The sequence below is a fragment of the Nonomuraea sp. NPDC050451 genome, assembly GCF_044458585.1.
Window position 1 is genome coordinate 151,545 of sequence record NZ_JBITHZ010000001.1, and the last position, 18,701, is coordinate 170,245.

General features: G+C 67.9%; 22 protein-coding genes and 2 pseudogenes. 15 read left to right on the plus strand and 9 right to left on the minus strand.

Annotated elements, in window-relative coordinates:
* Positions 1–161 precede the first annotated feature (161 nt).
* On the plus strand, positions 162–947 hold the full coding sequence (locus ACIBI9_RS00560; protein WP_397219783.1) for a helix-turn-helix domain-containing protein: 786 nt from the start codon (positions 162–164) through the stop codon (positions 945–947).
* A 335-nt stretch (positions 948–1,282) separates the two neighbouring features.
* Here the strand turns inward: ACIBI9_RS00560 and ACIBI9_RS00565 are convergent, their stop codons facing one another.
* On the minus strand, positions 1,283–3,355 hold the full coding sequence (locus tag ACIBI9_RS00565) for a CHAP domain-containing protein (protein ID WP_397219784.1): 2,073 nt from the start codon (positions 3,353–3,355) through the stop codon (positions 1,283–1,285).
* A gap of 1,113 nt (positions 3,356–4,468) precedes the next feature.
* On the opposite strand from ACIBI9_RS00565, the gene ACIBI9_RS00570 reads away from it, so the two are divergent.
* Positions 4,469–4,648 (plus strand): hypothetical protein, encoded by a 180-nt coding sequence (locus ACIBI9_RS00570; RefSeq protein ID WP_397219785.1) that lies wholly within the window; start codon positions 4,469–4,471, stop codon positions 4,646–4,648.
* Positions 4,649–4,744: 96 nt separating this feature from the next.
* Positions 4,745–5,265 (plus strand): annotated as a pseudogene (locus tag ACIBI9_RS00575) (transposase); the annotation flags it as partial.
* A gap of 37 nt (positions 5,266–5,302) precedes the next feature.
* Here ACIBI9_RS00575 and ACIBI9_RS00580 read toward each other — a convergent pair.
* From ACIBI9_RS00580 to ACIBI9_RS00595, 4 genes are all read right to left on the minus strand, one after another.
* Positions 5,303–6,166 (minus strand): NBR1-Ig-like domain-containing protein, encoded by an 864-nt coding sequence (locus ACIBI9_RS00580; RefSeq protein WP_397220812.1) that lies wholly within the window; start codon positions 6,164–6,166, stop codon positions 5,303–5,305.
* 253 nt (positions 6,167–6,419) lie between these two features.
* Positions 6,420–6,896 (minus strand): hypothetical protein, encoded by a 477-nt coding sequence (locus tag ACIBI9_RS00585; protein WP_397219786.1) that lies wholly within the window; start codon positions 6,894–6,896, stop codon positions 6,420–6,422.
* Between the two features lie 135 nt (positions 6,897–7,031).
* Positions 7,032–7,553, minus strand: coding sequence for a hypothetical protein (locus ACIBI9_RS00590; RefSeq protein ID WP_397219787.1), 522 nt, complete (start codon positions 7,551–7,553; stop codon positions 7,032–7,034).
* A 614-nt stretch (positions 7,554–8,167) separates the two neighbouring features.
* A complete protein-coding gene (locus ACIBI9_RS00595) occupies positions 8,168–9,397 on the minus strand; it encodes an IS110 family transposase (RefSeq protein ID WP_397219788.1) in 1,230 nt (409 codons plus the stop codon).
* Positions 9,398–10,039: 642 nt separating this feature from the next.
* On the opposite strand from ACIBI9_RS00595, the gene ACIBI9_RS00600 reads away from it, so the two are divergent.
* The 5 genes from ACIBI9_RS00600 (at position 10,040) to ACIBI9_RS00620 (ending at position 12,171) form a co-directional block, all read left to right on the plus strand.
* Positions 10,040–10,282 (plus strand): hypothetical protein, encoded by a 243-nt coding sequence (locus ACIBI9_RS00600; protein WP_397219789.1) that lies wholly within the window; start codon positions 10,040–10,042, stop codon positions 10,280–10,282.
* Between the two features lie 160 nt (positions 10,283–10,442).
* A complete protein-coding gene (locus ACIBI9_RS00605) occupies positions 10,443–10,592 on the plus strand; it encodes a hypothetical protein (RefSeq protein WP_397219790.1) in 150 nt (49 codons plus the stop codon).
* A gap of 112 nt (positions 10,593–10,704) precedes the next feature.
* Complete coding sequence (locus tag ACIBI9_RS00610) at positions 10,705–11,166, plus strand: hypothetical protein (protein WP_397219791.1); 462 nt, start codon at positions 10,705–10,707, stop codon at positions 11,164–11,166.
* Positions 11,142–11,525, plus strand: a complete 384-nt coding sequence (locus ACIBI9_RS00615; protein ID WP_397219792.1) for a hypothetical protein — start codon at positions 11,142–11,144, stop codon at positions 11,523–11,525. The genes ACIBI9_RS00610 and ACIBI9_RS00615 overlap by 25 nt, the downstream gene beginning before the upstream one ends.
* A 43-nt stretch (positions 11,526–11,568) precedes the next feature.
* Complete coding sequence (locus ACIBI9_RS00620; protein WP_397219793.1) at positions 11,569–12,171, plus strand: DUF6461 domain-containing protein; 603 nt, start codon at positions 11,569–11,571, stop codon at positions 12,169–12,171.
* A gap of 1 nt (position 12,172) precedes the next feature.
* Here the strand turns inward: ACIBI9_RS00620 and ACIBI9_RS00625 are convergent, their stop codons facing one another.
* Positions 12,173–12,613: a hypothetical protein gene (locus tag ACIBI9_RS00625; protein ID WP_397219794.1), complete on the minus strand. Its 441-nt coding sequence runs from the start codon at positions 12,611–12,613 to the stop codon at positions 12,173–12,175.
* A gap of 251 nt (positions 12,614–12,864) precedes the next feature.
* Here ACIBI9_RS00625 and ACIBI9_RS00630 point away from each other — a divergent pair.
* The 4 genes and pseudogenes from ACIBI9_RS00630 to ACIBI9_RS00645 all read left to right on the plus strand — a co-directional run.
* Positions 12,865–13,131, plus strand: a pseudogene (locus tag ACIBI9_RS00630) (TetR/AcrR family transcriptional regulator); the annotation flags it as partial.
* Positions 13,017–13,256: a hypothetical protein gene (locus tag ACIBI9_RS00635; RefSeq protein ID WP_397219795.1), complete on the plus strand. Its 240-nt coding sequence runs from the start codon at positions 13,017–13,019 to the stop codon at positions 13,254–13,256. The pseudogene ACIBI9_RS00630 and the gene ACIBI9_RS00635, both read left to right, overlap by 115 nt.
* Before the next feature lie 110 nt (positions 13,257–13,366).
* Entirely contained in the window at positions 13,367–13,543 is a 177-nt protein-coding gene (locus ACIBI9_RS00640; protein WP_397219796.1) for a hypothetical protein, read from the plus strand.
* Between the two features lie 195 nt (positions 13,544–13,738).
* The gene (locus ACIBI9_RS00645; protein ID WP_397219797.1) at positions 13,739–13,888 is read left to right on the plus strand and encodes a hypothetical protein; all 150 of its coding nucleotides are present in this window, start codon (positions 13,739–13,741) and stop codon (positions 13,886–13,888) included.
* 23 nt (positions 13,889–13,911) lie between these two features.
* Here the strand turns inward: ACIBI9_RS00645 and ACIBI9_RS00650 are convergent, their stop codons facing one another.
* Complete coding sequence (locus ACIBI9_RS00650) at positions 13,912–15,342, minus strand: MFS transporter (RefSeq protein WP_397219798.1); 1,431 nt, start codon at positions 15,340–15,342, stop codon at positions 13,912–13,914.
* Positions 15,343–15,344: 2 nt separating this feature from the next.
* Positions 15,345–15,731, minus strand: coding sequence for an ester cyclase (locus ACIBI9_RS00655; RefSeq protein ID WP_397219799.1), 387 nt, complete (start codon positions 15,729–15,731; stop codon positions 15,345–15,347).
* A gap of 72 nt (positions 15,732–15,803) precedes the next feature.
* On the opposite strand from ACIBI9_RS00655, the gene ACIBI9_RS00660 reads away from it, so the two are divergent.
* Positions 15,804–16,433: a TetR/AcrR family transcriptional regulator gene (locus ACIBI9_RS00660; protein ID WP_397219800.1), complete on the plus strand. Its 630-nt coding sequence runs from the start codon at positions 15,804–15,806 to the stop codon at positions 16,431–16,433.
* Between the two features lie 238 nt (positions 16,434–16,671).
* Positions 16,672–17,313, plus strand: coding sequence for a transposase family protein (locus ACIBI9_RS00665; protein WP_397220813.1), 642 nt, complete (start codon positions 16,672–16,674; stop codon positions 17,311–17,313).
* Between the two features lie 36 nt (positions 17,314–17,349).
* Here the strand turns inward: ACIBI9_RS00665 and ACIBI9_RS00670 are convergent, their stop codons facing one another.
* Complete coding sequence (locus tag ACIBI9_RS00670; RefSeq protein ID WP_397219801.1) at positions 17,350–17,748, minus strand: winged helix-turn-helix transcriptional regulator; 399 nt, start codon at positions 17,746–17,748, stop codon at positions 17,350–17,352.
* Between the two features lie 149 nt (positions 17,749–17,897).
* On the opposite strand from ACIBI9_RS00670, the gene ACIBI9_RS00675 reads away from it, so the two are divergent.
* Complete coding sequence (locus ACIBI9_RS00675) at positions 17,898–18,563, plus strand: SDR family NAD(P)-dependent oxidoreductase (protein WP_397219802.1); 666 nt, start codon at positions 17,898–17,900, stop codon at positions 18,561–18,563.
* The last annotated feature ends 138 nt before the right edge of the window (positions 18,564–18,701 follow it).

Genomic DNA, 18,701 nt, shown 5'->3' on the forward strand with positions numbered 1-18,701 from the left:
CACGCGGAATGGTCTTTCTCGTCCATCGCTGTCCGCCTGCAAGGATGAGAACAAAGGTCGGGCTGGTGAATAAGGGATATGTGATGGTCACTCGGCGACATGTTGGGATACCCGAGGTCGGTTACCGTCCGGCCGACGCATGCCCGGTGGGGATCGAGGTGGTGTCCCTGGCCGATATCGCCGGCCGGGTCCCCACCCGGAGCCTGGCCTCGCCGCACCGCGCCGACTTCCACATCCTCATCCTGATCACCGCAGGCGAAGGCCGTCACGAGATCGACTTCGTCACCCACCCCTGCCGTCCGAGCACCCTGTTGTGGATACGGCCAGGGCAGGCCCACCGCTTCCACCTGCCGGGCAGTATCGAGGGGAGGGCAGTGCTGTTCACCGCCGATTTCCCGCCCGACCCTGGAGCCACGGGGCTCACCGGCAGGCTCGCCACCCCCCGATGGGACCTGGCGGAACCGGACCTCGCAGCCATCTCCATCACGATCGACCAGATCGCCACCGAGCGCGCCGCACCCGCCGACGCGATGCCCGTCGCGCTGCTCCGCCACCTGCTGGCCGTCCTGCTCCTGCGCATCGACAGGCTGCCCACCGGCGACATCCACTGCGGGGACACCGCCGTCACCGACCTCTTCGCCCGCTTCCAGGCCGAACTCGAACGCTCCTACGCCATCACCCGCTCCGCCGAGCACTACGCCGCCCGCCTCGGCTACACCGTCAAAACCCTCACCCGCATCTGCGTCGCCGCCACCGGCCACCCCGCCAAACACCTCATCGACGCCCGCGTCATCCTGGAAGCCCAACGTCTCCTTGCCTACACCGACGCCCCCGTAGCTGACATCGGCCGCCGTCTCGGCTTCACCGACCCCACCAACTTCGGAAAGTTCTTCAACCGCCACACCTCCACCACCCCCGGCACCTTCCGGGACGCGCAGCGGCGGTAAGAGGATTGGGACAACCGACCGCCGACGACGTCACCGAGGTGCTCCACGCGATCTGCCGCAGACGGCCAAGTACGGACGTGCCATCCATGGTGCCCAAGTGGTACACCCTGCTTGCCGAAGCCGAGATCCGCGCCCGCGCGACGCCACCGCGACCGCCGCTGAGCTGCCCTCCTCCACCAAATCAAGATCATTTCCAGCGCCAACGGCTGCTCCCCGGTTCCTCAACCCCGAAACCCGATCGTTGACGAGCGGCCGACTCCGCGTGAGGGCTTTACAAGATCGCGATTATTCGGGGATCTGAATCTCCAACCCCCCGGCTCGAGCAGGCGCTCAAGCTAGAGCGCGTCGGGGGCCGGGGGCGGAGGCGTCCTCTCAGCGGTGACATCCCCGTCGCCGGCGTGCTGGTCGCCGTGTCCGCTGCGCCCGTTGCGGGCCGGGTCGGGGACGTCCTCGTCCGGGGACCCGGCCGGGGTGAAGGCGTTGAACGGGCTCGTCGCCTCCGGGATGACGATGCGCTCGATGGGCCCGCTGCCGACGGCCGACTCCAGCGGTCCGGTGTCGACGATCGACTCCAGCGGCCCGGTGCCGATGGTCGACTCCAGCGGCCCGGTTTCGACGATCGACTCCAGTGGCTCGGTCAGGGCGTCGTCCTCCTGAGGGCCGACAGCGGGGTCGGGTCGCCGGTTCTCCTGCTGGGCGGGTGGGGCGCCGTCCTGCTCGCCGGGTGGGGTGGTGTCGAGGGCTACGGCAGCCTCGATGGCTTCCAGGAGCTCCCATCTCCACGCCGTGCCCTCGTCCGGCTCGGCGACGCCGTGTCGCGGGACGACCGGCACGGGCGGGCTCGGGGGAGCGTACCCGGCGGCGGTGGCGGCCGAGCGGGCGCCGGCGCGGGTCTTGAGCACCACGAACACCGCGAACAGAGCCACGACGGTGACCACGGCCGAGGTGACCAACGCCGGAGTGGACAAACTCGGCAGTGGGCCGCTGACCGAGGCCTCGAGGTGCGTGGGGAACGCCGTCGCGACCGCGGTGTCAGCCGCTTTCGGCGCGGCAGGGGTGCTCTCCTCGGGGACCGGCTCGGCCGAGAAGGGGGCGGTGGTCGGCGTGGGGGTGGCGGCCGGCTCGGACTGGGACGTGGCCGCCGCCTCCGTCGGGGAAGCGGTCGGCTCGGGTTCGGGAGAAGCGGCGGGCTCGGTCGGCTCGGCGGTGGTGGCGGTCGGCGAAGGAGTGATTTCCGGAGCCGATGCGCTGGCTGTGGACGTGGCCGGGGTCGTCGTCGAGGGCGTGCCGGAGGTCGGGGTCGCGCTGGCTGTGGGGGGTGTCTCGGAGACGGTCGGCGTTGGGGCGGCCGTGGCGGAGGGCGTGCCGGAGGTCGGGGTGACCGTGGGGGTCGGGGTGACCGGGGTCGGGGTGACCGTGGGGGTCGCGGTGGCGCTCGGGGCGTCGGATGTCGGGGTGGGGGTGGTGGACGGTGTGTCGGATGTCGGACTGGCGCTCGGGTTGTCGGAGGAACTCGGGGCCGGGGCGTGCGAGCCGTCCGCAGCACCCGTGCCCGGTCCGTCCGCGGTGTTCCAGCCGGGGTCGTCAGCCCCGGGCCGGCCGCCTGCCGGGGGCGCGTGGTCGTCGGTGGCTGGGGGGTTCTGGCCGTGGGGGCTCTGGACTGTCTTGTCGCTGGACGGCTGCTCATGTCCCGTGTGATCGCCGTGATCGCCGGAGGGCTGGTCGTTGGTCGTGTCCGCGTCGGGTCGCGAGTCAGTGGGCCGGTGGCCGGGTTGTTCCTGGGTCTCGTGGGTGTCGCGTGATGCCTCAGACGTCTGGTCGGGATATTGATCTTGCCGCGTCTGGGACCCGGGTCGTGCTTCGGCGGACCAGTCGTCGGCCTCCTGCGGCGCCTCGGGTCCAGGCCGCGCCTGAACCAGCTGGGGTTCGGACCCGGTCGCGTCCAGACGGGCCTTGACCCGTTCCGGATAGCCGTACCCGACGACACTGCTCGTGTTGCGCTCTTTGCGCTCCACGACGCCACCGTCGGTGTTGCCCTCGATCGTGAAGATCGTGTCGCCTTGCACCTTCGTCACGACGCCGACGTGGTCGATGTCGTCGATCTTGCCGGAGCCGCTCCAGTCGAAGAAGGCCAACGCGCCGGGCGTCGGAACCTTCCCCCACGCGTGCTGTTCCTTGAACCACTTCGCGTGTGCCACCGTCCACGCGAACTGGCCGATCCATGCCTGGTAGCCGAGCTTGTGCGCCGCCCACGAGATGTACATGTCACACCACGGGGCCGAACTGTAGTCGGCATCGAACTCGACGTTGCTGCCGTACCATTCGCCGAACTTGGTGCTCGAGCCCTTGTCGGCATAGCCGAGCTGGCGCTGGAGCAGTTCGATGAACCTCTGCGTCTCTGGCGTCATGGAAGTGAGGGGACCTCCTGAACGAGGCCGGATATATGCACATTGATCCTGACAAAATTGGTAATCATGTGACCAATGTGAATAGACCGGAAGCCTGTGATAGAGCGAGGGTAGCTTGATGTTTCCGCAGGTCAAGTGCACCCCAAGGAGGGTTCAACGGTTCCGGCGAAGGTAAAGTCCCAGGTAGAAGGCAATGCCGGATGTGTCCCCTTATGGGGGATAATCCTGAAAGATCTACCTAAATTCGCGAACAGGCACCCGTCGGCGGGTGTCCCCCTCGGAGTGCCGGACCCACGTGTGTCGAGTGGCTTCGCGACAGTCGCCCGTACCTGTCGTGAATGGGTCTTTCGTGGGCTCCGACGGCACAGGTACCGCCTGAGGGTCGGCCGCGCCGTCGTCGATGAGCGCTTCGACGTGCTGGGCTGCGACGCCGCCTACCGGGGCTTGTCTTCACCCCGACCGCGGGCACCTTCCGTGGGCTGAGCGCTCACGAGTGCCGGACGACCCGGTCCAGGACGCTGAGCCGAACGCGCGAGGAGCACGTAAGGAGCGCGCCGGGCCAGGGCCACAGGGCATTGTCCTGCCGGCAAAGTCGTCCGTGCAGGTCATTCTGCAGGCCAACCTGACCCTGACGTGCGTTGGCCTGGCTTCGACAGGGGTAGGGGGGCGGCAAAGATGATCGTTTGTGCTGCTTCGCCTGGCCTATCTGACCGTAACGAACGCCTGTCGATAGGCGATCGGGGACAAGGACGTCGGGATTCTCGTCCTGCGTCACCAGATCACCGTTCTTGAACGGCGACTCGGCGCAGAGACCAGGGTGAGATTCGCGCCCGAGAACCGAGCCTTCCTCTCCACCCTCCTGACACCGCTGCCCCGCGACGTCCTGCGTCGGCTGAGGCTTCTCATCCGGCCGGATACCGTCGTGCGGTGGCACCGCGATCTGATGAAACGGCGCCATGCTTGCTCCTGCGCGCCGAAGCGGCCTGGACGTCCGCCCACCGTCTGTCCCATCCGGGCCCTCGCCCTGCGCCTGGTGCAGGAGAATCGCGCGTACTCGGCACCAACGCGCACGCGACCGTGAGCTGCGTCGTGCAGCCCGTCAGGAACCTGGTGATGGATTTGGAGGACGCCGGTTGCCGGGTCCACTATCTGATTCGCGACCGGGATGGGAAGTTCCCAGCGCTCATGGACGAGATTCTCGCCGATGCCGGCATCCGGACCGTGCTCACTGGTATCCGGATACCGCGGGATGAACGCGATCATGGAGCGGTGGGTGCAGTCGTGCCGCCGTGAGCTTCTTGCTGTGGAACGAACGGTCGGCTCGGCGGAGTCTTCCACGAGTACTCACCTGCCGCTTGAGCTGCATGGATGGCATTTTCGGCAGGCGCGATCTTGTTCGTCCTGCACACCGGCATCGCCTGGGAGCACCTGCCACAAGAGATGGGCTACGGCTCGGGCATGACCTGCTGGCGACGCCTGGCCGAGTGGAACGCCTCCGGCGTCTGGCAGCGCCTGCACGAGGTGCTGCTGGACCGCTTACGCGCGGCCGACGCGCTCGACTTTTCCCGGGCCGCAACGACGTCATCCAGCTCATCCCGCTCCTGCAGGCCATCCCCAAGGTGCGCGGCAAGCGTGTCCGTCCCCGCCGGCGCTCCCGACGTCGTGCTCGCCGATCGAGGCTATAACCACGACGGCGCCTGGTGCGAGAGCTTCAGATCCGGCCGCTGATCGCCCGCCGTGGCACCGCACACGGCTCCGGCCTGGGCAAACACCGCTACGTCGTGGAGCAGACCTTCGCCCTGCTGCACGCCTTCCGACGCCTGCGCATCCACTGGGAAGTCCGCGCCGACATCCATGAGGCCTTCCTCAAGCCGGCCTGCGCCCTCATCTGCTGGCGACGCCTCACCTCATTGCGTGAGGACCTCTGCGACACGCTTCGAGAGCTGATCAGCCGACGACCACGTCCAGGAAGATCGGCTTCTTGGCGGACAGCAACTGGGTCCCGGCCTCGTCGGTCATCTTCCAGTAGATCTTGCATCTGCCGGGGGAGTCCGATGCGCGGACGCGTACCGCGATGTCGACGGGCTCGCCCGGCTGGACCGGGCGTATCTCGACCCGTTTGGGCGCGCGGCACGGGGTGTCGTTCAGCCGGGTGAGATAGCGTCCCCGCCACGGGATGGTGCCGGTGTTCCTGATCCGCCAGATCTTCGTGAACTCCGTCCCCGTTTTCACCATCGTGCCGTCCGGATGGGTGACGTCCTGCTCGAAGACGGAATCGTCGTAGGGGGACGCGGCCCGCGCCGGGGTGTCCGGCGCGGTGGGCTCGTCCTTTCCGGAGAGCGGGGCGAGCCAGGTGAAGAGGGCGGCACCGGCGGCGGCAGCGGCGGTCGCGACCGCTGCGATCATGGCCGGCCTCCTGGCAAGGGGAGGCCGGGTTCGGCGTTCGGGATGCTCCGCCATACGGACCTCTGTCTCGATGTGCCCGGCACGGGCCTCGGCGGGTCCGGCGTGGGTCTCGTCGTGATCCGTACGGCCCTCGGTGGTCTCGCTGCGTGCGGCGGCGCTCGCGGCCCGCTCCCAGTGGGCTCGCCACTCGCGCCTGGCCTCCTCGGCGTCCTGCCTCAACCGGTCGACGGCGAGGACCCGGACGAACTCCCACGTCGTCTCCCAGGTCGGCAGCACCTGCCCCCGGGCGGCGGCTGCCAGCGAGGACTTAGAGGCCGCCGCGCCCATACGGGTCGACATCTCCGCGAAGGACGGGTCGCCCGCCTCCGCCTTGAGCTCCCACAGGCGGTACGCGAGGGCGGCCACCGGGCCCGCGGCCGGTTCCGGCCGGACAGGCTTTCGCCCGGGCCGCGCTGCCCTGCCCGTCCACTGCGGGTCAGGCTCGTCTCCCTGCGAGCCTGACGTCCCCGGTAATTCCGGCATCTTCACCTGCCCTGTCCGGCACCGTCATCCGGCCGTGCCGACGACCCCGGCATGGCCTGTGACACCTGAGAGCAAATGAGATTACCTGAATTGTCCGAATAAGTCCGGAATTCTGCTGGTTACCCGGACGCCGTGGTCATTCACCCGCGCATGCCCGGAAGCCGTACTCCGCCGCGAAGGATCGCAATGTCTTCTCGTTCTCGTCCGGTTCCAAGGACTGTTCCACCGCCTTCTGCGCCTCGCCCTCCCTGCCCGCGCGCATCGCCGCCTCCGCGCGTCCGCTGAGTTCGCGCAGACTCGCGGCCAGCGCCCTGGCGGGCACGAAGAATCTGTTCCGCACCCGTGCGACGTCTCCACCCGGCGGCGCGATCGCTTCTATCGCGGCGATGGTGCCGGTCATCGACTCCGACGCGCGGCGCAGCTCGTCCACCTCCTCGCGCAGGTTCGCAGGTGGCTCCTCGCGGAGATCCGACTGTCGGGACGCTTCCTCACACACCGCGTCCACAGCGGCGATGTATTGCCTTTTGACGTCCTCGTACGGTTCCTCCTCCGCCACCGAGACCGTTGACCACAGCACCAAGGCCAGGGTCGGCACGACCGCGCCGGCGATCATGCGCCACGCCGGGACATGCCTTCTCTCACGCGATCTCATCCGCCGCTCACTCCTTCGGAAGAAAACGCCCTTGGCGCTCTCGCGAGCGCCAAGGGCCGAAGTTCAGCCGAGCTACGTCCCCGTCCCAGCCCGGGATCAACACCGGATCCGACGCTCCTGCGACCGCTTGTACAGGGTGGCCACTTCGCTGCCACGCAGTACAGAGTAGAGATGCACCTTCGTCTGGTTGCGGTAGAGCTGGCTGCCACCGGAGCACCTCCACGAAGGGGTCGTCGTCACGGTGAACGCAGCCCTTCCCTTCTTGACCGTCGAGGTGGCCTTCGTCCGCCAGAAACCGAGCCCGCGATACTGCTGGAGGCTCGTCTTGACCACGGCCCGGCGGCCCCACTCGCCCTTCTCGCAGTGGACCTGCCTGCTGGTCGTGATGTAGGCGCCGGTCCTGTACGGGGTCTTTATCCGCTGCCAGCCCTTGCAGCGGTCGTGGTATCCGATCCCCAGGTAGGACTTCGCCGACCAGCCCGGCGCCAGGACGGCCGAGCTGTCCGAGACGGCGGCGACGCCCAGCCCCGCCTGCGCCGACGCGGACGACCCCGCCATAAGCCCGGCCGTCAGCCCGACGACGAGAGCCGCTCCTGTAATCCCTTTTCGTCCGATCATCGGATCTCCTTTCAAAGAAATCCTCTGCACTTTCCGACTCGGGAGTCCCCGATCAACCGCGCACAGCGATTCAGCGGAATATCCGAACGCCTGCCAATGGCGCCGATACCGAACACCGGCGCTGGGAACGGCACCACTCTGACCGCCAATGCCCGGCAACAGCAAGCGATCTGCCCCGTCCAATCATCCAAACATTGTCCAGAGCTATTAGGACAATCAAATCCGCAGGTCAGGAACTTGCGACAGAAATTCAACGTACCAGCGGAATCTTTCCCGGCTTCGCACGATCAGTGCCCACACCGAGCCCGCCTCGGGGTGTCGCAGCAATTGCGGCACTCCAACAATTCGCAGGGGTTGTCACCCGGAATCGATCGCAGGCAGCGGACACCAACGGGTGCGCGCACCGCCCGGCGGTCACCGCTGCGGGCCGCCCGGATCGGGACGGGGTGGCGATGACGCCGTTGACGTCCTCGTGCGGAACGGCGAGCCTGCGTCGGGTGCCCGGGATCGCACAGGGCCTCGGCCGGCGTGTTGTCTGAGGTTGTCAAGCGAATCGGTAGGTCAGCCGCTTGAAGGTCGTGACGCCACGTCAGACACCTCAGGCGCCTAACGTGTCAAGCGGCGGCGGTGAGGTCGGTGGGGAAAGCCGTGTTCTCGTCGAACAACTTGCGGTTCTGGAGACAGTAGTAGAGCTGTCCGAGCATGCGATTGAAGAGGTTGCGCTGGGCGGCGGCGTGCCAGTCCGCGTGGTCGTCGCGGCGTCGCCGGTAGTGGGCCTTGGCGCCGGGTGAGGCGGTAATCGCGGAGAAGGCCCAGAGATAGCCGGCGTGGTTGAGGCGGTCGTTCTTGACCCATCGCCTGGTGATGCTCGACTTCTTACCAGAGGCTCTGGTGATGGGCGAGGCGCCGGCGTATGCCTTCAGGCCGCGGGCATCGGCGAATCGGGTCCGGTCGTCTCCGATCTCGGCGAGTATCCGGGCGCCGAGCTGGGCGCCGAGGCCGGGAAAGCTGAGGATGATCTTAGCGTCTGGGTGCTGAGGGAAAGCTTCTTCAACCGCTTCGGCAAGGTCGTCAGTGGCGGTGCAGGCGGCATCCAACTGGATGAGGAGAGCGAGCATTTGTTTGCCGAGAGCGTCCTCGACCAGGAGTGGCTGGTGGGCCCAATCGGAGTGGAAGACGTCGCGGAGCCGCTTCGCCTCGGCCGTGATGCCCCGCTTGCGGCCGGCGCGCCTGAGCGTGGCCTCCAGCTGTCGGCAAGTCAGCGTCGCGGCCCGCGTCGGCGTCGGAGCCGCTTTGAGGATCTCGCGCGCCTCCGGCCGGCACAGGCCGTTGCGCCAGGGCTCGAAGGCTGCCAGGGCGGCCGGGTAATACTCCCGCAGCAGCGAGCGGAGCTGGTTGGACAGCTGCTGGCGGTTCCACAAAGAGTCCTGTTGCGCACGGGCCAGAACGGCTATGGCGCGGCCGAGGTCGCTGTCGTCGGGCAGCGGGCGGTGTGCGTGCATGTCGGTGCGCAGGATGTTCGCGAGCACCAGAGCGTCGCCGGGGTCGGACTTCTTGCGAGAAACCGAGTGGCGGTCACGGTAGCGGGCGGCGGCCATCGGGTTGATCGCGAAGACCTTTCGCTTCCCGGTCCGCAGAACGGTGACCAGCAGGCCGCGGGAAGTTTCGACCGCGACCGGAATCGGGTTCTCCTCCGTGTCGCCGTGCTCGACAAGCAGGTCCAGCAGGATCTTGTACCCTGCGGCGTCGTCGGTGATGCGCCTCTTAGCCAATAGCTGGCCGCTGTCGTCGACCAGGGCGACGTCATGTGTGTGCTCGGCCCAGTCGATGCCGCAGTAGATCAAGGCGTTCCTCTCTTAGATGCAGTTTGCGCAAGGTCACGAGCACATCCGGGCCACGCAGCGACCTAATCCCAGGACTCAGCGCAAGGCTGGTCCGCCACCTCAGTAGCCGTTCGTGGCACCAGCTCACCTCACGGGCCTCGGTCTATCCGGGAGCTCAGACGGCTCGGGTTTCGCAAGAAGTGACCGTGTGGTGGGCTCGCACCACCAACACCAACGAGTGATCAAGCTGCGGGTTGTTGACATTTGGCGGCCGGGCGTCACCTCTCATTGGGGGGAGACCTCGAAGGTCTGGTCTCGGGGAGGGTGGCACCCGGCGGTCGCCGGACACCAAACGCCAGGTCAGCTGTGGTGGCAGCCGAGAGGGAACCGGACGCCGCCGCTCTGACGTTAGGTCTCGACGCCTGGCAAGTAGAAGGCATCCGTCCGGTGCCCACGCGACCGCCACCACACCACGAGCACCAAGGACATCCACCGATCTACGGAAAGGCCTTACGGCCTGAATGTTCCCGGCGCTCGAACAGCCCGCCCGTTTCTCGTCTGGCCAGACCGTCCTTACTCGGGGATTAGGCACGTAGGTGCTGCGGCTGCCGCGCCGGTGGACCCGACGGACGTTTCCTCACCGTCGGCGTTCCCGATAGTCCGATGCAGATTCTCCTGTGGTCGCATGCGGCGGTCGCGGGGCAGCCGGGCAACGTGGGCCAGGATAGCGCGCCCGGTCCGCTGATCCTCGAATTCGACGATTTGCGAAAGGATTTTGAGATCCTGCGCCAGCGCGGCGTCATCTTCGAAGAGCCCGTACCCGTGGACTATCCGTTCGGGGTCCGCATCGAGCCGGTGGACCCGGACGGCAACCGGGTCTCGCTCCATCAGCAGCGAAAGCCGTGACCACCTACCCGTCCGGCCTCGTGACTGAGGCGTTCCAAGCCCAGCACGATCGGCTGCGCGCCTTCGCGTACCGCGTGCTGGGCCCGCCGACGCCGACGCCGACGCCGACGCCGACGCCGAGGCCGAGGCCGAGGCCGAGGACGTGGTCCAGGAAGCCTGGATGCGCCGCGTCCGCCAGGTCGAGGCGACCGTCGGCAACCTGGCGGGTTGGCTGACCACCGTGGTCGGCCGAATCAGCCTGGACCTCCTGAGATCCCGCCAAGCCCACCCCGAAACCGCCTACGGCAAGAGCATGCGGACCTCGTGGTGACGCCCGCCGACGACCCCGCGCCGGACGAGCAGGTGGCGCTGACCGATTCGGTCGGCCTCACCCCTGCTCGACTCGCACCCCGAGCGAGCGCCTGGCGTTCGTCCTGCACGACATGTTCGCGGTCCCGTTCCACCAAATCGGCCAGATCCTGGGCAAATCCGCCGACGCCACCAAGATGATCGCCAGCCGCGCCCGCCGCAAGGTCCAAGCCACGGACCGGCCGGCGGGCCCCGGCCGCGAACACCAAGAGGTCATCCAGGCATTCCGCGCCGCCGCCCTCAGCGGCGGCCTCGAAGCGCTCCTGCGCGTCCTCGATCCGAACCTGAAGCTGACCGTCGACACCCCCGACGGCATGGTCGTCACCCTCGGCGCCACCGAGGTCGCCGCCGGCGCCCGCATGTTCTCCGGCGAGCCCGCCAACGACCCGTGCTGGTCAACGGCATCCCCGGCCACATGTTCTGGCGCCCTGACGGAAGCCCTCTCTCCGTCACCTCCGCCTGCCGATAATTCCATCCGCCGCAGAGAAGCCATGCGGCATGATGATCGGGTGTGCTTCTCCGCCTGGCCTACCTGACCGTCACCAACGCCTTTGCCGCGCTGCGGTTGCTGCCGATCGGCGATCGGGACAAGGACATCGAGATTCTCGCCCTGCGCCACCAGATCACCATTCTCGAACGGCAACTCGGCGTCGGCACCCGGGTGAGGTTCGCGCCCGAAGACCGGGCCTTCCTCGCCGCCCTCCTGGCACCGTTTGCCCACGACGTCCCTCGCCGGCTGCGGCTCCTGATTCGGCCCGATACCGTTGTGCGGTGGCACCGCGATCTGATGAAACGGCGCCATGCCTGCGCCTGCACGCCGAAACGGCGCGGACGCCCGCCCACGGTCCGCTCCATCCGCACCCTCGTCCTGTGCTTGGTCCGGGAGAACCCATAGACGCAAGGCCGGTGCCCCGCCCCATGCGGAGGCGGACGCGTTAATGCGTGAACAGGAGACCTACTACCTGGACGTCGTCGGCTACTTCGACGAGACCATGTGCGTCACCTGGGCCGAAGGGCTCGACATGGACGCGGTCGCCGCCGTCTTCGGCAGCGGATCGGACACCGGGCGCAGATACGACATCGTCGAAGCCGAGAACGAGGGCTTCGAGGCCCGGGAGATCGCGGGGTGGCCCTGCTCGGCGATCGCGGGTCGGCTCGGCGACTGGACCGCCGTCGTCGAACCCACCTACGGCGACAAGGGCTCGTACGCGGAAACGCTCCGCGACCTGTCCGGCCGGGGGCGGGCGCTCAACGTGTTCTCTGGCGTGACCAGCCACGCGTTCGACTACTGGGTGGCGGGAGAGCGGGCGACCTCTCTGACGTTCATCGAACTGAACGCCGCCGAGCCCTTTCACCGGGGTGGCGGCAGCCCGCACCTCCTCGACGAGGTGGTGAACGACTTCCACTCCGGCGAGATCGTCGCGTTCCGGGCTTTCGCGCTGGCGCTGTGCGAGCACCTGACCCAGGAGCGCCTCACCCACGACTGGCTCTTCACCAAGCACCGCTGGCTGCTCTGGGAGGACCTCGACGACTGGTCCTGATTCAGAGGGGGAGGACCGCTGATATGGCGGTCAGGGCGGCCTGCAGAATAACGATGCTGACGACCGAGCGAAGGAGCGTGAGTTTCCAGTAAAGGGCTCGAACGGCGCGCTGGGAAATATCGCGTTCGTCCGTGACCGGGGCCAGCAGGAATGTGCCGGAGTCAGGCCGTCGCCAGAGCGCCGCGATCAGCAGGAATGCCGCGCCGACGGCACACGCCTGCGCCACCAGGTTCAGCACGGTCGCGATCCGGCCGCTAGCCGACACCTGACGAGCGGCCAGGAACAAAGCCCCGGTGCCGACGAGTAAGAGCGCGGCGACAATGTCCGCGTACAGAATCTTACGACGATTCGGCTCAGCCACATCGCGACCGTACACCCGCAGGCGGTCGAACTGCTGCCCACCCGCCTGCGTGTGCCGTAGGAACGGCTCGGTCCCAGACATGGGGTGGTTCCATGATCACGTACGTATCGAGTCCGAGCTGTTCGAGGGGGCGGCCGATCTTACCGGCGGCGAGGTGTGCCCGTCCGACGAGCCGGGGCGCGGGCTGCGGCTCCGCGAGCGGGCGGTCGAGGATGCCTTGCGGGGCCGAGATGCCCTGCGACGTCACTTATCCACTCGCCACCATCGCCGACAGCAGGTAGACGCCTCAATGGAGAGCGGCTGGCGGCGCTCAAGAGCTCCGCGACTACGGCGACGCTTCGCTGAACTCGATCGCCAAGCGCGCCGGCGTAGGCCCGGACACGCTCTACCGGCACGTCCCCAACCGCGAGTCGCTGATGTTGGAGGTATTCCGTACCGAGGGCAGAAGCTGGTCGATTGGGCGCCGGAACTGCCGCTCATCGCGTTGCGACGGTGGTTCGAACAACTTGCGAGCTACCTCGCCATCAAGCGCGGGCTCGGCGACGTGCTCACCGCCGCCACCCACGACGCCGTCACCAACGAGACGTACGGCCCGGTGATCGGCGCTATAGCCGTGATCCTGCCTGCGGGCGAGGCGGCCGGCACCACGGCCCGGTCTCGATCCCGGCGACGTGCTGCTGATGATGGGCTGCGCGTGGCGGGTGCCGCCCGGCCCGGTCGGTGAGAAGCAGGCCGGACGACTGCTGGATCTGGTCATCGACAGCCTGCGCCGTTGATGGCGAAGCGATCGAAATCCGCGCCAGCCCAGCAGCCGTTCTTTGGCATGAGCTGATCGTGGAAGGCGCCCACGAGGGCCTGGCCGCCGCAAAGGCTCGCGGCGGCCGGCTCGGCCGTCCGCCTGCGATGACCTCCACGCAAGTCCGGCACGCCCGCGACCTGCTCACCCGGCTGGAGAACACCGTCTCCTCCATCGCCCCGGCCACTGGGTGTCAGCCACTCCACGATCTGTAAGTACGTTCCCGAACTCGCGACGGGCCACCCTGCCTATTTGGCAGCTGGTGCCACATTGGTTGACGGCACCCCCAAGTACTTCACGCAGCACGGACGCCTTCCGCGCGGGCGGGCGGAGTTTCCTGACGAGGTGGTCGACTATCCCTCCTACCCAACTACGGCACCCCACGGCCGGGAGAAACTCTGCTCAAGAAGGTGCGGCAGCTGATCGAGTCGATCAACGACACCCCCGAAGGTGTCGGCGTCCGGGTGGCCCGGCGAATCCTGGTGATGACCTGCGCGATATGGCACAACCGCGCCAACGGCGCAGCCGTCACCAGGTCCCTGACCGCCTACGACCATTGAGCCACATCGGAAACTACTCATCTCTAGGGCTGTGCTCTGCGCGGACCGGTGATGAAGAAGACCGCGATTGCGGTCAGGCACAGGAATCCGGCAGCGCCGAGGCTGGCCACGTTGAAGCCGTGGACGGTGGCCTCGGCGGACGGGGGGCCGTAGGCGGCCGCGGCCGTCCCGGCGATCGTGCTGAGCAGCGCGGTGCCAACGGAGGCGCCGATTTGCTGTGAGGTCATGACCATGGCTCCTGCCACGGCGCTGTCGGCGCCGGCGGCGAGGGTCGCGGTGCTGTTGGCGGTGACCAGTACCCACCCCGCGCCGAGCCCGACCAGCAGGAATACCGGCGCCACGGACAGCCAGTAGCCGCTGTCGGGTCGCAGGAGACCGAGCAGGGCGAGCCCGACGGCGATCGCCAGGAGCCCGGGGGACAACAGCGTCCGCACCGGAGTACGGGCCATCAGCGGGCTCACCGCCCGTACTCCGGCCATGAGGCCGGCGGTCAGTGGCAGGAAGCCCAGTCCGGTCTGGATCGGAGAGTAGCCGAGCACGTTCTGCAGGTAGAAGGTGAGGAAGAACAGCGCGGCGAACATGCCCACCGCCAGGCCGAACACCGCCAGGTACGACCCGCCGCGATGGCGGTTCAAGACGACTCGCAGGGGAAGCAGCGGCCTCTTGACCCGGGCCTGGACCCAGACGAAGGCGACCAGTGCCAAGGCTCCGGCGGCCAGCGGGCCCAAGGTGGCCGGCGCGTCCCATCCGTCGGGTTCGGCCCGGGCGAACCCGAGGACCAGGGCCATCAGCCCGGCTGTGGCCAGGATCGCTCCGGTGATGTCGATGCGCGCCCCGGCCATGCGGGGCGACGGGCGTACGGCATACAGCACCCCGGCGGTGGCCAGGGCGGCGATGGGCAGGTTCACGTACATGCACCAGCGCCAGTCGAGGTAGTCGGTGAGCACTCCGCCTAACAGCAGGCCCAGGCCGGAGGAACTGCCCATGATGGTGCCGTAGATGCCGAATGCCCTGCCGCGTTCGGCGGGCGAAGGGAAGGCGGCGGCGAGGGTCGCCAGCACGGCCGGGGTGAGCAGCGCGCCGGAGACGCCCTGAAGGGCCCGGCCGGTGAGCAGCAGCGCCGATCCAGTGGCTGCGCCGGCGAGCGCCGAGGCCGCGGCGAACCCGGCCAGTCCGGCCAGCAGCACGCGCCTGCGTCCGAACAGGTTCGCCAGCCGCCCGCCGAGCAGCAGCAGGCCGCCGTAGCACAGGGCGAAAAGTGTGATCACCCACTGCCGGTCCGGGCCGGACAGGTTAAGGACGCGCTGCACGGAGGGCAGCGCGATGTTCATGATCGTCATATCGATGCCGATCATCAGTTGAGCCGTGGCGACCGTGGCCAGCGCCCACCAGCGTCGAGGGTCGGGCTGGACGGCGTCGGTGGGAGGCCGGGCGGAGCCTGTGGTGGTGGTCACGGCTAGAACATCCCGTTCTTGTTCTCGGCGGTCTCCGGGATCGGCTGCATGACGTCCCAGTGCTCGATGATCTTCCCGTGCTCATCCAGCCGGAAGATGTCCACGATGGCCGTGCCGAGTTGTCCGGGTATGCGTACGCCGTGCACGTGTGCGATGACGAAGTCGCCCTCGGCGAAGATGTTCTTGACCTCGGCGCGTAGCGCGGGGAAGTCCGTGCGCAACTGACTGAGGAAGGCTTCGAAGCCCTCGATGCCGTCGGCGATGCGGGGGTTGTGCTGCACGTACCGGTCACCGATGAACGTGGCGGCGGTGGCGAAGTCCTTCTGGTTCAAGCCGGCCTCGTAGAAGGCCAGGACGGTTTGCTTGTTGCTTTCGAGCCTGGAATCCATGACGTCTCCACTAAGTGAACACCTGTAGCGCAACGACTGTAAGGCAACAGTTGCTGCATTACAATACAGTTCATGGATGCGCTCTCTTCGGCCTCGTCCTCCCCCGCCCGGGGCCGCAACAGGCGAGGGCAGGGAGAACAGCTGCGCCGCGACATCATCGACGCCACCCTGCGGATACTGAATGAGCTGGGCGAGGATGAGGCGCTGTCTCTACGCGCCGTTGCCCGTGAGGTGGGCATCGCAGCGACCTCGGTCTACATCCACTTCGCCGACCGCGACGCCCTGGTCTTCGCCGCCCTGGAGGAATGCACCCGCGACCTCCTGCGCGATCTGGATCGGGCGGAATCAGCCGCGGGCGACCCGGTGGGCCGGCTACGAGCGCGCCTGCTGTTCCTGGGGACATGGGTTCGCGATCACGCGGGCCTGTACAAGGTGCTGCATGAGAGCAGTCTCAATCAGCGCACGCATCTGGCGTTCAAGGAGGAGTTGGCGGTGCGCACCACGGCTGCAGTCCAGCGGTGCCTGGACGCGGGACTCGCCCCCGCCGATGACGCCGCCACCCTCGCGCTCGACCTACGCGCAGCGGTGCACGGCGCCGTGTCGATCCGGGTGAACGAACCCGGCCTGGCGTGGCCGCCCCTGCAGGAGCAGATCGATCGGTTCCTCATCAAGCTCATCGGTGTGAGCCTCACGAAGGAGTGAAGGTGCAGGGGCGCAGAACGACGGGTTCCGGGCCTGATCAGCCACCAGGTTGTGCTGTCCAAACTGAGGATCTGGCTCAAAGTCCGTGAAGCTGTCACATCCTGTGACCGCATTGCTGGTGCAGTGGCCGCGTGATCGCGATTTTGTAACTCGACGCGGCCGCGAGGTCATTGTGCGGCATGCCTTGGCAGGCGAGGAAGCCTGCCGTGTCCTTCTGCTGTTCCCTCATCTCAGCCAGGTGCATATCGAGCATGGCCTGCTGATCACGGCTCGGACCAGAGCCGACCATGCGCTATGTCACCGATGCGCCACCTCGGCGGGCAGACGGCACGGCCGCTACCGTCGCCGACTTCACGATCTGCCGTCCTCAGGACAGCCCATACTGATCGAGCTGGAGGTCCGCCGGTTTTTCCGCGGAAACCCCGCCTGTGACGTTCGCACCTTTGTCGAGCAGGTCCCCAAGCTGAGCAGGCGGCATGCCCGCCGTACTCCGCTGCTGCGCGCCGCACTGGAAGCCATCGCCCTGGCGGTTGGCCGGACGCGCCGGCGCGCGGCTGGTGTCCGTGCTGGGTGTGGCGGCCCGCCGCTCCACGCTGATCCGGCTGATCCACGCCCTGCCGGACCCCGAGATCGTTCATGGACCTGGGTCGCCACCACATGGCTGTGCCGTGCCGGGGGTCGGGATGAGCGGTTCGAGGGGTTTCGCCAGCAATGGCGCAGGATCCAACGGAGATGCCTCTCACCTGCGCTTATGCAGAGGTCTCAGCCTGATAGGCGCGGCCGCGGACACCCTGTTGTCTATGCAGGCCAGAGGCATGTCTGTTGGATTTCCGGCCGAAGCTACGGGGACTCCTCGTTCGCGATGTCGTCATCGCGATGACGACAGATATTGCTGGGCGCGGGAGATCGGCACCGTTCAGGCGCTGGTGTCGAACGCGGCGCGGTGCTCAACGACCGCGTCGGCGTGGTCCACGGCCCAGCCGACGAGGGCGAGGGCGGAGTCGAGGAGGGTGGTGCCCATGGGGGTGAGGGCGTACTCGACGCGCGGGGGGATCTCCGGGTAGGAAGTGCGGGTCACCAGGCCGTCGCGTTGCAGGTGGGTCAGCGTGAGGGTGAGCATGCGGTAGCTGATCACGGGGATCGCGCGGTGCAGGTCGCTGTAGCGGACGGGGCCCTCGCGAAGCGTGGAGATGATCAGCAGGCTCCACTTGTCGCCGACGCGTTCGAGAATCTGGCGGACGATGTCGGCCTTGGCGGGCGTGAACGTCTCGCACACCGTCGGCAGGTGAACGGGTGTGTCGTGGGTCGCGGCCATGGCGGTGCCTCATCAGGGGTCTCTTACATGGATGTGCATTTTGTACGGCTTGTGATTCTCACCCATCATGAGGTCTCACACAAATCAGAAGAGTCCTGGTCAGAGCGCTTTCTGGCTGCTGTGATCCCGGATTCGAAGGGGAGTTTCACATGCCTGCGATCGCTGTCGTCGGTGCTGGCCCGGGGCTGGGCCTGTCGATCGGGAGGGTCTTCGGCCGCCAGGGGTTCGATGTCGCGCTCATTTCGCGCAGCCGCGAGAACCTCGACCGGCTCGTCGCCGTCCTGGCCGAGGAGGGGATCACCGCGGCGGGGTTCCCGGCCGACACCGCAGACCCCGCCCGGCTGTCCGCGGCACTCGCGGAGGCCGCCCAGCGGTTCGGCGGCATCGACGTCCTGGAGTACTCCCCCTACGACGGGCTGGTCACGGTCGCCCCGGAACAGGTGACGGTCGACGCCCTGCGCCCGGAGATCGAGCACATCCTGTACGGCGCGATCACCGCCACCCAGGCGGTGCTCCCGGCGATGCTGGACGCCAAGTCAGGCACTCTGCTCTACACGCTGGGCATCGGCTCGGTCAGCCCGCTGCCCTTCCTGGCGACCGTGAACACCGCCCAGGCGGCCCTGCGCAACTGGGTCCACAACCTCAACGGCACCCTTTCCGACCAGGGCGTGCACGCCGCCGACGTCGCCATCGGCGTCATGATCGGCGCCGAGGCCCCCGAGGGCGTTCCCCACCGCTCCTCCGACGACCTCGCCCAGATCTACTGGGACCTCCACACCCGCAGGGACCTGCCCGAGGTCGTCGTCACCGCCTGAGCGTTCGGCGGTCGTGCCGGTCCGGCGGGGGGGGGGGGGGGGGGCGCCCGGGGCCCCCCCCCCCCCCCCCGGCCGGCCCCCCCCCCCGGGGAGGGACCAACCGCCGCGGTAGGTGGGGGGGGGGGGGGGCAGGGGCCG

Excerpts from the sequence above, each read along its gene's own strand:
- ACIBI9_RS00565 (WP_397219784.1), bottom strand. The coding sequence starts at position 3,355 with ATGACGCCAGAGACGCAGAGGTTCATCGAACTGCTCCAGCGCCAGCTC.
- ACIBI9_RS00570 (WP_397219785.1), top strand. The coding sequence starts at position 4,469 with ATGGATTTGGAGGACGCCGGTTGCCGGGTCCACTATCTGATTCGCGAC.
- ACIBI9_RS00585 (WP_397219786.1), bottom strand. The coding sequence starts at position 6,896 with ATGATCGCCGGCGCGGTCGTGCCGACCCTGGCCTTGGTGCTGTGGTCA.
- ACIBI9_RS00590 (WP_397219787.1), bottom strand. The coding sequence starts at position 7,553 with ATGATCGGACGAAAAGGGATTACAGGAGCGGCTCTCGTCGTCGGGCTG.
- ACIBI9_RS00600 (WP_397219789.1), top strand. The coding sequence starts at position 10,040 with ATGCAGATTCTCCTGTGGTCGCATGCGGCGGTCGCGGGGCAGCCGGGC.
- ACIBI9_RS00605 (WP_397219790.1), top strand. The coding sequence starts at position 10,443 with ATGCGCCGCGTCCGCCAGGTCGAGGCGACCGTCGGCAACCTGGCGGGT.
- ACIBI9_RS00610 (WP_397219791.1), top strand. The coding sequence starts at position 10,705 with ATGTTCGCGGTCCCGTTCCACCAAATCGGCCAGATCCTGGGCAAATCC.
- ACIBI9_RS00620 (WP_397219793.1), top strand. The coding sequence starts at position 11,569 with ATGCGTGAACAGGAGACCTACTACCTGGACGTCGTCGGCTACTTCGAC.
- ACIBI9_RS00625 (WP_397219794.1), bottom strand. The coding sequence starts at position 12,613 with ATGTCTGGGACCGAGCCGTTCCTACGGCACACGCAGGCGGGTGGGCAG.
- ACIBI9_RS00655 (WP_397219799.1), bottom strand. The coding sequence starts at position 15,731 with ATGGATTCCAGGCTCGAAAGCAACAAGCAAACCGTCCTGGCCTTCTAC.
- ACIBI9_RS00660 (WP_397219800.1), top strand. The coding sequence starts at position 15,804 with ATGGATGCGCTCTCTTCGGCCTCGTCCTCCCCCGCCCGGGGCCGCAAC.
- ACIBI9_RS00670 (WP_397219801.1), bottom strand. The coding sequence starts at position 17,748 with ATGGCCGCGACCCACGACACACCCGTTCACCTGCCGACGGTGTGCGAG.
- ACIBI9_RS00675 (WP_397219802.1), top strand. The coding sequence starts at position 17,898 with ATGCCTGCGATCGCTGTCGTCGGTGCTGGCCCGGGGCTGGGCCTGTCG.